10 protein-coding genes and 1 pseudogene are annotated in these 14023 nt (G+C 33.7%); 8 read left to right on the top strand and 3 right to left on the bottom strand.

Annotated elements, in window-relative coordinates:
* Positions 1 to 173 precede the first annotated feature (173 nt).
* Entirely contained in the window at positions 174 to 2735 is a 2562-nt protein-coding gene (locus AASI_RS03295; protein WP_148204935.1) for a putative LPS assembly protein LptD, read from the bottom strand.
* A gap of 200 nt (positions 2736 to 2935) precedes the next feature.
* Here AASI_RS03295 and AASI_RS03290 point away from each other — a divergent pair, with 200 nt between their 5' ends.
* The 8 genes from AASI_RS03290 to AASI_RS03255 all read left to right on the top strand — a co-directional run bounded on the left by AASI_RS03290 (position 2936) and on the right by AASI_RS03255 (position 12246).
* On the top strand, positions 2936 to 3721 hold the full coding sequence (locus AASI_RS03290) for an N-acetylmuramoyl-L-alanine amidase family protein (protein WP_012472804.1): 786 nt from the start codon (positions 2936 to 2938) through the stop codon (positions 3719 to 3721).
* 117 nt (positions 3722 to 3838) lie between these two features.
* Complete coding sequence (locus tag AASI_RS03285; RefSeq protein ID WP_012472803.1) at positions 3839 to 4759, top strand: MlaD family protein; 921 nt, start codon at positions 3839 to 3841, stop codon at positions 4757 to 4759.
* 339 nt (positions 4760 to 5098) lie between these two features.
* Entirely contained in the window at positions 5099 to 5302 is a 204-nt protein-coding gene (locus AASI_RS03280; RefSeq protein WP_012472802.1) for a cold-shock protein, read from the top strand.
* 374 nt (positions 5303 to 5676) lie between these two features.
* Positions 5677 to 7314 (top strand): ankyrin repeat domain-containing protein, encoded by a 1638-nt coding sequence (locus AASI_RS03275; RefSeq protein WP_012472801.1) that lies wholly within the window; start codon positions 5677 to 5679, stop codon positions 7312 to 7314.
* Positions 7315 to 7539: 225 nt separating this feature from the next.
* Entirely contained in the window at positions 7540 to 8769 is a 1230-nt protein-coding gene (locus tag AASI_RS03270) for a putative sugar nucleotidyl transferase (RefSeq protein ID WP_012472800.1), read from the top strand.
* Positions 8769 to 9911: a DNA polymerase III subunit gene (locus tag AASI_RS03265; protein ID WP_044282986.1), complete on the top strand. Its 1143-nt coding sequence runs from the start codon at positions 8769 to 8771 to the stop codon at positions 9909 to 9911. The genes AASI_RS03270 and AASI_RS03265 overlap by 1 nt, the downstream gene beginning before the upstream one ends.
* Positions 9912 to 10040: 129 nt before the next feature.
* Positions 10041 to 10832, top strand: a complete 792-nt coding sequence (locus AASI_RS03260; RefSeq protein WP_012472798.1) for a rhomboid family intramembrane serine protease — start codon at positions 10041 to 10043, stop codon at positions 10830 to 10832.
* 130 nt (positions 10833 to 10962) lie between these two features.
* Positions 10963 to 12246: an endonuclease Q family protein gene (locus AASI_RS03255; protein WP_187146298.1), complete on the top strand. Its 1284-nt coding sequence runs from the start codon at positions 10963 to 10965 to the stop codon at positions 12244 to 12246.
* A gap of 205 nt (positions 12247 to 12451) precedes the next feature.
* Here the strand turns inward: AASI_RS03255 and AASI_RS08045 are convergent.
* Positions 12452 to 13277 (bottom strand): annotated as a pseudogene (locus AASI_RS08045) (IS5 family transposase).
* A gap of 100 nt (positions 13278 to 13377) precedes the next feature.
* Positions 13378 to 14022: an MBL fold metallo-hydrolase gene (locus AASI_RS03240; protein ID WP_012472795.1), complete on the bottom strand. Its 645-nt coding sequence runs from the start codon at positions 14020 to 14022 to the stop codon at positions 13378 to 13380.
* Position 14023 lies beyond the last annotated feature (1 nt).

Genomic DNA, 14023 nt, shown 5'->3' with positions numbered 1-14023 from the left:
ATTACACATAATTTCCTAAAGTTATAAATCCTTATTATAAGAGGTTAAAACTCTTACTCCCTTAGCAATATAAGCTTACTCATACGAGCAAAACTTGGTATTATGTATCAACATCTAGTGGTACTAAGGTAGTATTTTATGATTTGCTAATACCATACTTACTTAATTACTTCCTATAATTTATCATATTCCCTATTATGCGGGAATTTCAGATCTTGTAACATAGGCGCTTTAAGCCCAATAGAGAACTCATAGGATTGTCTGCTGGCCAAAGGCTTCCAATCAAAACTCATTTGCCAACAATGTAGATCTCTAAAAACCTTTAAGGAAGTGGCACTACCTACCAATTCTTGTTTACCGAAGTCGTAAATAGTATCAAATGCTATTTTCCAGTTTTGGGTAATGTCTACCTCTCCTTTAAACTGTAGCTGCCTAGTAGTGTCTTTGCTATCTTTCTCTATATTGTAAGTATAAATTTGACTATACGCTAAGGTTAATTGCCAAGGAGTATCAAAGTTTACATATTGCGTGGAGTCTAAAGATGATATATGGTGTTTAGGTTCAAGTTCATCTAATGCATCTTTTTTTAGTGGCTCTTTTTTACTTGGTTCCTCGGTTTTCTGATATTTTGACTTTAAAGTGGTACTGGCTTTGAACTCATACTTTTTCATAGTACCGAGTCCTTTTCCATGCTGCCAAGCAAATTCTTCTACTCGCTTTTTCTCAATATAAGTATAAGGGTCAAAAGTAGCATTGTATTCTAGGCTTATCAAACTATCTAGTAACCGTGTCCTAGCTCCTAAATTAATATCTCCCAACTTAAAACTATCAGCCAGAAAATCATAGGTAGTGCTCATATTGAGAGACTCAAAAACAGGAATCTTCTTTGGTTTAGCTGCTGTATTGTTAGTATCTCTAACCTTAATTTCTACAGTATTGTCTACTTTCATAGTTAGTAAAGCACTGGCTTTATGCTTAGGAGTACCATATACTTCCCCAGCAAATTTATCTTTAAATTCTTCACCATTCTTATTCTGAATTCTTTGCCAGTATGACGAAAAACCAGGACTATATGTAAGTCCTACAGAGGGTTCTATTCTATGTCTAATAGCTTGAACAGTAGCCTCTTCACTAAAAAAATGGGTGCCGTATATAGTGGTTTGTAAGTCTGCTCCTGTCTTATAGTCCCATACCCTATAAAGGCCCTTGGTAGTATCATTTGTTACAGAATCTTGTACAACTTTATATGCTAGCTGCTTAAAATACCACCTTTCTGTATACTCAAAAGATGGGTTTAAATTAAAGTAATTGAAAAGTTTTATATTCGTTACTATGGGAAAAGTGTGTTTTACACCATACCTACTCTCTTTTAAGAACTTAGGCCAGTTTTCTCGGGAAAATTCTAAATTCTTATTATCAATTGTATTGTTAAGGTCATATTTAAACTCTGATGTGTGTTTAAAATTGATATCATCGTACCAGTATTTAGGTATAGAATTTTTCCGTCTAAATATATAAATGGGAGTTGTATTTAACACTAGCTCTGGGAAAGTGATGTTCGTAAGTTTATTTTTAAAATCTTTGCTATGCGCCACACTAGTATTGAGTGAATAAGGCGTACCTAAAAACTTACGATTATAACGTATTTTAGACTGTGTTTTAGCGCTAATATTATCAGGCTCCCCTCTTGTCTGCGAACTGTTTCTAGGAGACTTACTCTGTATATCTACTTCAGCTGTTAAACTACTGACTCGGCTATTATCTGTACGATGCTGCCACTTAAATCCCCATTCCTTGTCTTTATCTTCCTGTAAAGCTGTCTCAGCCGTACGAGAGGTAATCACACGGGTATATTCCAAGCTTCCATTATATCCATACCGTTTTTTATACCTTGAGTTTGCCATAAAAGCAGCATCTCCCTTAGAATAAAGAGATCCTCTTAAAGCTAAATCTATGTAGTCATTGAAATAGAAATAGTATCCTCCTTCTTTTAAGAAAAAACCTTTTTCTCCATTTTCTCCTATCTGTGGCCTTATGATACCCGATGCTTTAGGCGTAGGCAAGTAGAAAAGACCATAGAAAAAACCTAGAATAGTAGGGACACCATCAAAGTAAAGTTGGAAAGGGCCAGAGGCCACACGTTTGCCCTTAACAAACTTTACATCCCTTGCCTTAACAAAATAATGTGGATTAGTTAAATTACAGCTTGTAAGTTTAATTTGATCTGTATAGTAGGTATCTTCAACATCCATTTTAGCTTTGCGAGCACGAATAATTATTTCTTCTAACTTTGTAAAAAGCCTACGAGCTGTGCCACGTTTAGATTCAAAATTATATCGGATCTCTTCGGCTATATACTTAGTATTACCTTGTTGAAACACTGGCTTAGGATCTATCTTACCCTCCTCATTTTTTTTACCAGTTGCTATAATTGTATTATTACTCCAATTTAGCGAGATGTTTTCTGCTGTTAATTGCGCATCTTCATATCCAATCGTCCCTGCGCCATATATGTTGAAGTTTTTTTCCTGAATATCAAAAGTAATAGAGTCTTGTGCTTGGTATTCAATAATATCTTTTAGAGGACCAGTAGGTTCCTTAGCTTGCTGTTGAGCATTTGTCTGCTGCATTTCTATAAATGAAATCCGGTTAGGATTACTCCAAGAAAAAGGTTGTAGTTTAGGAACTCTAAAAGAGAAAGAACCACCATATTGTGGAAGAATAATATTATTCAAGCTATGTTGTTTATTTTTGGCACTTATTGCAGAAAAAGAACTATACACCCTTGGAGTGTCAACAGGGTATAAGTGTATGGTAGGCAATATATACCATACAAAAGGCAAAAATACGTACTTTATTATAGGCACTAGATATCTATTTTTATAAAGTTTTTATGTGTAAATTTATTGTGTTAGGCGCGAATTAAAGATATAAAATGAAAATTTTTATCAAAATTACATTTGTTTTTATGTTTTTGTTGTTAGCAGGCTTTAATAATTCTAACAATAAAGGTTACAAGGTAAGAAAAATTATCATTGATGCCGGTCATGGCGGCAAAGATTCAGGAGCATTAGGTCGATTTTCTAAAGAAAAGGATATAGCACTTCAAATAGCTTTAGAATTAGGAAAGCTTATTAAAAAAAATATGCGAGATGTAACTGTACTGTATACTCGCCAAAAAGATGAGTTTATTCCTATATACCAAAGAGCCCATATAGCTAATAAAAATAATGCGGACGTCTTTATATCTATCCATTGTAATGCAGCAGAGAAAAATAAATCTGCACATGGCATAGAGATTTTTACAATGGGGTTAGAAACCAGCAGTAAAAACTTAGCGGTTACAAAAAGAGAAAATTCCGTCATTTTAATAGAAGATAACCATAAAGAACATTACCAAGGTTTTGATCCTAAATCTCCTGAATCTCATATATTATTTTCTCTATACCAAAATGCATACACTGAAAATAGTCTAAAGCTGGCACAAAATATTGAGGCTGGATTTAAGCAGCATACCGGTAGAAAAAGTCGAGGAGTTAAACAAGACGGACTTTTAGTATTATGGCAAACCACCTCACCTAGCGTTCTAGTAGAAGTAGGTTTCATAAGCAATGCAGAAGAAGAAAAATATTTAAATCAAAAGACAAGCCAAACTAAAATAGCTACTGCAATTTTTGAAGGATTTAAGAAATACAAGTATGACATAGAGCACTATAAGTAAAATAATTCATGAGATTTAGTTAACTTGACCCCCATAATTAAAATATAGGATTATAAATTAATAAGTAGATTATACCAGACAAGCCTAATTTAAAAACCCAATTATATATCTATTAGTATGAGTTTAAGTAAAGAAGTAAAAGTTGGTTTATTAGTAACTACTACACTCATAGTCGTTTATCTAGGATTTAACTACTTAAAAGGGAAAAATCTATTTTCTAATTCTAAAGTATATTATGCAATATACAATGATACTAAAGGACTTAATACAGCTAGCGAAGTAATGTTAAATGGGGTTTCAGTAGGCAAAATTAGACAAATTAATATGTTACCAGAAGAGGGATATAAAGTACGTGTAACCCTTGAGATAAATGAAAATATTAAGCTGACTAATACTACTATTGGCAAACTGGTAAGTAGTAATTTACTTGGAGATAAGATTATTGAGCTACATATTAAAGAAGGTGAGTTATTACAGTGTCATGATACAATTATAAGCGAAACAGAACAAGATTTTCAAACCATGTTCGCAGAGAGTACACTACCTGCAATTAATGATGCTAGGGCCCTTACTACTCTAACCACTAAATTCATGCAAAACTTAGTTGAGAATACCGACCGGATTAATTCCATATTTACCAATTTAGAAAAGACTTCCCAAGAACTACGACATGCTGTTAATAGTAATAAGAAAGACCTTAGTACGATCAGTCGTAATATGAGTAAAATTTCTAGCTCACTTTCCGATCCAGAGATAGGCATAAGGCCACTACTTACTAGACTTAAAGAGCTTACTCATGAAATAGAGATCATAAAACTTAATGAATTAACACTTAAGCTAAACAATATCCTATCCAAATTAGAAGATGGAACATTTTACGGACATATAGACCAAACAATAGTAGATTTAGATAGGCTATTGATAGACTTCAGAAACCATCCTAGCAGATATGTACATTTTTCTATTTTTGGTACTAATTCTATCTTTAACCGGGCTAAAAATAAGCACGTTAGTATACCTAAGCACCGAGTAAAATAATAAATAGAAAAAGATTACACCTACTAAAGTACCTCTTCTTGCTGCTTAGCTTACAGTGGGTTAATCTATTTGCTGCTAACCTTATAAGAAAATAAGAGAAAATATATTGACATATATTTTCTCTTATTTTCTATTATTAACTTATTGAAATTAAAGGGTTTTGGGATAAAAAGGGATAATTAACACAGCAAAAGCCCCAATTTTAGTATATATTTAGATTTAGTTAGAAGATCTAAAGGGGCGTCAGTTCAAGAATTATCTAAAAAAATATCTCTTTATTATTTCTACTCTAGTCACTTTGTAGTAAATTTAGCACAATATTTTTATTTCAATTAAATTATGAAAACTGGAACAATTAAATTTTTCAATGAGTCTAAAGGGTATGGTTTTATCACAGATTCAGCTTCACAAGATCATTTTGTACATGTAACGGCTTTGCATGACGAAGTTAAAGAATTAGACATGAAAGAAGGTCACAAAGTAACCTTTGAAACAGTAGAAACATCTCGTGGCTCTAATGCTACTAATGTTAGACTTGAATAAATTTTATCAATTAACTGCATTAATAATAAAAGCCTCGCTCTTAGTGAGGCTTTATTGCAGTTTATACAAATAACCTTATTTACAACAATCTCTATTACTTAAGTAATAGTAGCGTACTTTGATGAAGTATAAGTTTTGTAGCAACAATTTATAACGAACTATTTTAAAGCATCATACTATTATAGTTAAAGAATGATGTGACCGGTTTAGTTTTCTAGCTTTTGAAAATAAATTACATTACTTTTCACCTACTTTCTATAGACTTATTTGAAGAAGATCAAAAAGAAAAAGAATATGATATGTCTATCACTAAGTAATATTTCAGATCATATATATTCACATATTGTACATTCTAATACCTAAATGGTTCTATTATGCACTATTTCAAAAGCTATATATTAAGCACCTTTACAACTACATATCTATTTTCCTTATTTTCAATAGCTTTATTACATCACAATAATATATCAGCAAAAACAATTACATGCTCCCTAACAAATGGTAAAGAAAGTATTGTAAATGATACCTCCTTATATCAAGCTATACAAGCAAATGATATAAAAAAGATAAAAATACTCTTAGCAACACACAGTCCTAACATCAAAGATCAGGATGGAGTATCTCCTCTGCATATTGCTGCTTACCAAAGCAATACAAATATTGTTAAGCTTTTATTGCAACAAGGTGCCATTATTAATTTTAAAGATAGCAAAGGACATACACCACTATATTGGGCTATTTTAGGAAATAGTACAGATATAGTACAATTATTAATTAATCAAGGGGCTGATATATACGCAACACCAGAGGGAGAAACTAGTTTGCTTAGCAAAGCTATTATGAATCGAAATTTAAAAATAGTTAAACTTCTATTAGACAAGGGTGCTAATCCTAATGAAGTAGATACAACAGGGTGGGCGCCTTTACACTATGCTGCCAACAATGCGGATCTATGGTATTTATTAAATGAAAGCGAAAGCTCTTTTAATACACCTAATGCTTGTAGAGAGCAAAAAACCTGTATAGAAATTATCAAGCTACTGATAAAAAAAGGTGCACATGTAGATATAAGCAATAAAGAAGGAGTTACCCCACTACATCTAGCCGTACAAGCGGGTCTAGAAAAAGGTGTTGATGCACTCACTAAACATAGCAAAACTATTAACTTACAAGACGAAAAAGGATATAGTGCTCTTCATTATGCGGCTTTAGAAGGCAATGTTAAAATAGCTGCTCAGCTATTAAAAGCTCATGCAGATATAGATTTAAAAAACCATTTAGGTAACACGCCATTACATCTAGCTGCACAAATAGGCAACCTAGATATTGTAAAATTTTTAGTAGATTATGGAGCTGCTATCAATCTTAAAAACGTAGAAGGTATTACGCCTTTACACATGGCAGTATGGAGTAATTCAACCCTTATAGTACAACTTTTAATTACTAAAGGTGCATACGTAGAAGCCCAAGCCCCTAAATATGGATCTCCGCTACATATAGCAGTACAAGAGGGTGCTAGAAATATGGTAATAATACTAGTAGAAAAAGGCAAAGCTAATGTAAATGCACTAAATAAAGAGCAAGGATATTGCCCTTTGTATTGGCCAATAAAAAAGGGTAAAATAGAGATAGCAGAGTTATTAGTCAAATATGGTGCTAAGCTTCATTTAAAAGACAACAAAAACAATACTTTATTGCATACAGCTGCTCGGCATGGCCAACTATCTTCTATAAAATTTTTATTAGAACATAATGTTGATGTTAATACAAAAGGGTGGTTAGATGCAACCGCTTTACATTTTGCTGCAGAGAAAGGTTATTTGGAAATTATAAAATATCTATTAAATGCTGGCGCAGATATAGATGCAAAAAATTCCCAGGGTTATACTGCTTATCAGTTTGCTGCAAAAAATAACAAGACGGAAGTCATGTTTTACCTCTGCGAAGCAGGTGCTAATGTCAGTGCAAAATGTACAAGTGACGGTAGTTTATTGCATATTACTGCTATCTAGGACGGCATTCTTATAAGATAACAATCCTAGTTTACTTTATCCCAGAAGCATAAAAAGCTGTTTGATATTAAAAGTATAGCTATAATACAAAGTGACATTGTGGATAAAAAAAGTTAAACAACGGTTTTTTGTTCTTATTGTTGAAAGGTAAACTTTATTTAGTAAGTGCCTATTTATTAAGGTATTAGACAAATTATTTTACAGCTATACTATCTTATTTATTATATGAACGCTATAAATATTTTGCTCTTCGACACCCCTTCTAATAGAATTGCGCTTAAACCCTTTTCTGATACTAGGCCCACAGCTAAGATTAGAGTTGGAATAACAACTATAGAAGAGAAATGGAACGCTTATATCCCAGCTACCTACTCATACTTAACAGAAAGCTACCTACAAACGAAATTTCCTTATATAAGTGCAGAAGAAAATTTATGGATTAATGGTAGTGTTCTTCCAAACCAGCCTTTGGTAGATGCGATAAAAAAACTAAAACACAATGAAACGCTTATATATGGTGATACAATCATCGCCTTCTGGAGTAAACATACTTTATCATCATGCGTTTATGTAGATAATATCAGTAAAGTACATGCTAAAAATATAAGCTTATCTTTTACTGGAGAAGTTATACAACTAAAAAATACGTGGGATATTTTTACATATAATGCTCAAGCTATTGTAGAGGATTTAAAACTAATTAAAAGTACAAAAACAACCGAGCCATTATATGATCCACATACGATTGTTTACAATTTAGAAGATATATTTATAGAGGAAGGGGCTGTTATTAAGGCTGCTATACTTAATGCGGAAACAGGGCCTATTTATATAGGGAAAAATGCAATTGTGGAAGAAAGAGCCGTTATCAAAGGACCTGTAGCTATTGGCGAGGGAGCACAGGTAAAAGTTGGCAGTTATATTAGCCAAGGGACTACAGTAGGTCCTTATGCAAAATTAGGCGGAGAGGTAATCAATTCTGTTATCTTTGGTTATAGTAATAAGGCCCATGACGGTTTCTTAGGACATTCTGTAATTGGGGAATGGTGTAATTTAGGAGCTTGTACAACTACTTCTAATTTAAGAAATGACTATAAAACAGTTACAGTATGGGACAATGCTATAGAAGGTTTTGTAAATACTAATCTTCAATTTTGTGGCCTTTTCATGGGAGACTATAGTAAATGCGGTATTAATACCATGTTTAATACAGGAACAGTAGTTGGTGTGAGTACTAATCTATTTGGCACAGGATATTTTAAAAGATTTGTTCCTTCTTTTACTAAAGGTAGCCCTTCTGAAAAACTGTTGGTCTATGAACTAGAAAAAGCATTAACTAGTATTGAGAATACTATGGCAAGGCGTAACAAAGAACTTACACAAGCAGACAAAAGCATTCTTACCCATTTATCGGAAGAAGCAATGCATATCTGGCTTAAATCAGTAATTGAATGATGCAATTTGCAGATATACCAACCCATTTACAACTTAAAAAACGTCTCATTTACCTAGCAACAAGTGAGCAAATTCCGCATGCACAACTTTTTTGGGGTCCTCCGGGAAGTGCTTGCATAACATTGGCATTAGCTTTTGCTGCTTATCTTAATTGCAAAAACAGATTACCAGAAGATTCATGTGGCATATGTGACTCTTGCCGTAAAATGAAAAACTCAACCCACCCAAATGTAAAATTTATCTTTCCAATTAATACTACCAAGTTAAATTCCGAAACAGAAATAACAAGTAATAACTTTCTTAAGTTGTGGTATCCATTTATAAAAACACAGCCTTATGGAGATATTACAGATTGGAGCCACCACATAGGCGCCGAGCACAAACAGCTTATTATACCTAGAGTAGAAGCTAAGTATATTAGTCAATACGCTAGTATGCAATCTTTGGAGAGTTCTTATAAAATCATTTTTATTTGGCTACCAGAGTATTTTCATCCTACCACTGCCAATGCTATGCTAAAAACTTTAGAAGACCCTCCACCCCACACTCTTTTCTTTTTAGTAAGCTTAGCACCTGAAAAATTATTAGGTACTATACGCTCACGTTTACAGCAGGTATATATACCACTCTTTAGTGATGAAGTTATAGCACAATTATTAGCGCAGCAATACGAACTCTCTTCTCAAAAGTTAGGAGAAGTAGTAAGACTAGCAGAAGGTAATTTAAATAAGGCCTATAAACTTATAGAAGAAAGTAACACCGAGCTATTTGAACAATGTAAGGGTTGGATGCGGGTATGCTATGCCCAAGATTTTGCAAAGCTTATGGCACATGCAGAGAATTTCCAAGGTATCCAAAAAGAAAATCAAAAGTATTTTTTAAATTATATATTGCATATGATACGCCAGGCATTATTAGTGCAATTCTCCCATGAAAATGTAATAAGAATACATGGGGAAGAGCGCCAATTTGCTGAAAAACTAGGACAAACTTTAGATTATGACGCTGTGAAAAAAATCAATACATGGCTTAATCAATCACACTACTATATAGATAGAAATTTAAATCCCAAAATTTTATTTCTTAATCTATCTTTAAAGATAGCTCAGCTTTTCCAGCATACTCGTAAAAAGGCTACCTAGCTACAGAGAAAACAATTGCTTAAGCTATTATAATTTTAAAACGAGTTACATAGATTAACTGTAAAGTAACCATATAGACTCTTTTTTGTTAAGAGAGAATCTAAATCAAATTAAAAGTGTAAACTAAACATGAAAAATCTAACTCCAGTAGTCGAAAAAATATTAATTATAAACGTAATTATTTTCGTTGCCAGCAAATTCCTTGGATTAAACTTGGTTAGTTTGCTAGGTCTTAGATATGTTTTCTCTCCTCAATTCAGCCCTTATCAAATCTTAACGCATTTATTTACACATGCCAGCTTTTACCACCTGTTTAGTAATATGTTTACACTGGTTACATTTGGTCCTATTTTAGAATATTATCTTTCTTCTAAGCGCTTTATTTATTTGTATATAGTAACAGGAATAGGTGCAGCTTTGCTATATATGCTTGTTTTTTATTTAGAAATAGGAAAGATAGAATCTATATATTACAATTACCTAGTTACTCCCACACCAAAGGCTTTTACAAACCTTTTGCATAAGTTTCCCCATATATATAATGTCTATCATAATTTTGTTAATGATTTCTTTAACAATGCAGATGACCCTGCCTACATAGCTAGAAGTAAAGCTATAGTAGCACAATTAGAACCTATATTAAAGCACAAAGTCAATATACCTATTGTAGGTGCATCAGGAGCTACATTTGGTCTACTAACTGCATTTGCTATGCTCTTTCCCAATGCTAGGCTTTCCTTATTACTATTACCTATACCTATTAAAGCTAAATATTTTGTTATACTATATGGCATGTATGAATTATATACAGGTATACAAGCACATCCTGCTGATAATGTAGCCCACTTTGCTCATTTAGGAGGTATTCTGTTTGCCTATCTCTTTATCAAATGGTATCAAAAAAGCACATCTTATCGCTAAGGGATAAGGTGTTAATAGTTACACTATAAAGACCGAGCTTACCATAACAAATATAAATATGGTGGCCTTGTAATATTTATAATATACTTAAATGGTATGGTGTTAGTTTCTTTAAGAAACATTTACGTTATTGAGAACGATAAATATCAATAACCTAGCATCCCATTACATGCGGTACACAGCTGACCTTCATGTACATTCTCATTATTCAAGAGCTACCAGTAGGGCACTCAACCTAGAAACATTATATCAATGGGCCACTATTAAAGGTATCCATATTATAGGTACAGGCGATTTTACACATCCTAAATGGTTTCAAGAGCTTCAAGAAAAGCTAATACCAGATGGAAATGGGTTTTTTAAGCTTAAAAATCTGCCCAGTCAACTTATGACAGCACAGGCAATTGATGTACGCTTTTGCTTGTCTACAGAAATTAGCTGTATATACAAAGATGGAAATAAAGTACGTAAAAATCATCATTTATTATATGCACCTGATTTTGAAACAGTCGCTAAAATCAATGATAAACTATCCACTATTGGTAATTTAACGGCTGATGGACGGCCGATCTTAGGAATGCCCGCCAGAGACTTATTAGAGATTGTCGTATCTGCTTCAGATAGCGCTTATTTAATTCCTGCACATATCTGGACGCCTTGGTTTTCTGTATTAGGATCTAAATCTGGATATAATAGTATAGCTGCATGCTTCAAAGACTTAACATCACATATTTTTGCTGTGGAAACGGGTCTCTCTTCTGATCCTGCCATGAATAGGCTTGTGAGTGCATTAGATCAATATACTATGATGTCTAATTCTGATGCACATTCTGCACAAAATTTAGGACGCGAAGCAAATCTTTTTGATACAGCCTGTACATACGATGGTATGTTCGAAGCATTAAAGACACAAAAAGGCTTTTTAGGAACACTGGAATTTTTTCCTCAAGAGGGCAAATATTTTATGGATGGGCATCGCAACTGTGGCGTTTGCTTTGAGCCAACTACTAGCCAGGCACACCATGGAATATGCCCTGAATGTAAAAAGCCGTTAACCATTGGTGTTTTGAATAGGGTAGTATGTTTAGCTGATCGTGAACAGCCTCAACCGCCTTCCCACGCAGCTGGTTTTGAATATATTATTCCACTTCCCGAAATTATATCAGAAATAAAAGGGATGGGAGTTAGCAGCAAAGCAGTACAACAGCAATTTACATCTATTATTGGGCTTTTTGGTAATGAGTTCACTTTTCTCCGAGAAAGCCCTGTCGAAGACATTAAGCAACAGCTAGGGCCCATTTATGCAGAAGCCATTAGTAGACTGCGTAACAGGCAGATAATTCCTGAACCAGGTTATGATGGTGTTTATGGAACTATTCGTGTTTTCCAGCTAGGAGAGTTGAAAAATAAGTAAGTATATGTAATAGGAAATTTACAAGCTCTAGATGATTTCCAATCAAAGATAACTATCCTGCTTAGAAATACTTAAAATTAACTTTTTATAGGAGACAAGTTTCTATTATATATACATAATTTCGGTCATTTAAAGGCTTATGTATATCCTAATATACTACTGTTATACGCAATAAATATCTGAGCAATTAGAGTTCTTCCGAAACTTAACATAAAAGTTCATAGTTATAAATTCCAGCAATAAGATTAAAGCGTAGCCCAAATCTTTTTCTCCTATTTCTGTAACGCTCCGCTAAAATTTTAAACCGCTTGAGCATACCAATTATATGCTCGCTAAGCACCCTTTGGCTGGCTAATTGCTGATTACTCCTCTTATCGGCTTTGGCCAAAGAATGCTTTTTACTGCGTTTTTTAGGCATAAGCGATTTGTCATGTAGCCTCTTTAACCCTTGATAGCCTGTATCTACTATGACTTGACTATGCTGGCTTATATGTACCTTAGATTCCTTAAACAAGCGAAAGTCATGCCGCTTTCCATTTGAAAAACTACTACATATTATGGCTCGCGTTTGCTTATCGACAACCAGTTGCGTCTTTAGTGTATGTCGTTTCTTTTTACCTGAGTAGTAATATTGCTGCTTTTTTTAGGCCGCTCAATGGGGCTCTCTGTAACATCTATTAAGATTACTGCATATTCCATATCGCTTTTTAACAATGCTTTACGGCCTGGTAAAGTGAATTGACCACTTTTAATTAACGCCTCTTCAATAAAACGGATGGTATAATAGCAATTACTCTCACTTATTCCATAACTTTTTGAAATATGGAATAAGTGCGGTATTCTCTTAAATATTCTAAAGTCATTAAAAACATTTGTTCACAACTCAGTTTATTAGGCCGCCCTACTTTAGCTTTCTTTGTTTGAATGGCTTTCTGTATGATAGCTAACATTTTGGCAAATGTCTCAGCCTTTACGCCTGTTAAGCGACGGAATTCTTCTGGCTTTAAGGTTTTTAGATGACTGTTTTCCATTAATCTTTCTGTTTTTTTATCCCTAATTTATACATTTATGCTTATTCCTTAGGTTTCAGAAGATCTCTATTGTCTATTTCCTACTCTCAATTTACTCTGCTTATAAGTGTACAAAAGGATTATTCGTTTTTTCAGTTCCTATGGTTGTATTAGGTCCGTGACCTGAATACACAATTACCTCATCTTGCAGGGCAAATAACTGTTCATGTATGGTTTGAATCAATGTTACATAATCACCACCTGGCAAGTCGGTTCGTCCTATAAAATTTTTAAACAACACATCTCCTACCAAGCAGAACTGGTCTTTTTCACTATATAAAGCTATGTGTCCTGGAGAATGGCCTGGGACATGTAATACCTTTAGCTGGTTATTACCTATTTGTATAATATCACCTGCTGTAAGAAATATATCTGCTTGTGTAGGCTCATAACCATGTATGCCATAACGAGGAGCATGATCGGCGGCTATTGATAAAAGACTTAAATCTGCAGGATGTATAGCCAATTTTACAGAATAAGTACGCTTGATATATGCATTCCCAACGATATGATCAATATGACAATGGGTATTAATTAGATGTTCGACCTGTAGTTGCTCGTTTTGGATAAAATCGCTTAACCGCTTCTGTTCGTGTGGTTCTAAACACCCAGGGTCTATAACTGCACAACGACGATCTAAAGGATCATAAACAACATAGGTATGCTCGGCTAATGGATTAAAAGTAAATCTCTTTACTGTAAGCATA

Source organism: Candidatus Amoebophilus asiaticus 5a2, assembly GCF_000020565.1.
Lineage (GTDB): Bacteria > Bacteroidota > Bacteroidia > Cytophagales > Amoebophilaceae > Amoebophilus > Amoebophilus asiaticus.
This window is presented reverse-complemented; position numbering and strand designations above follow the sequence as displayed.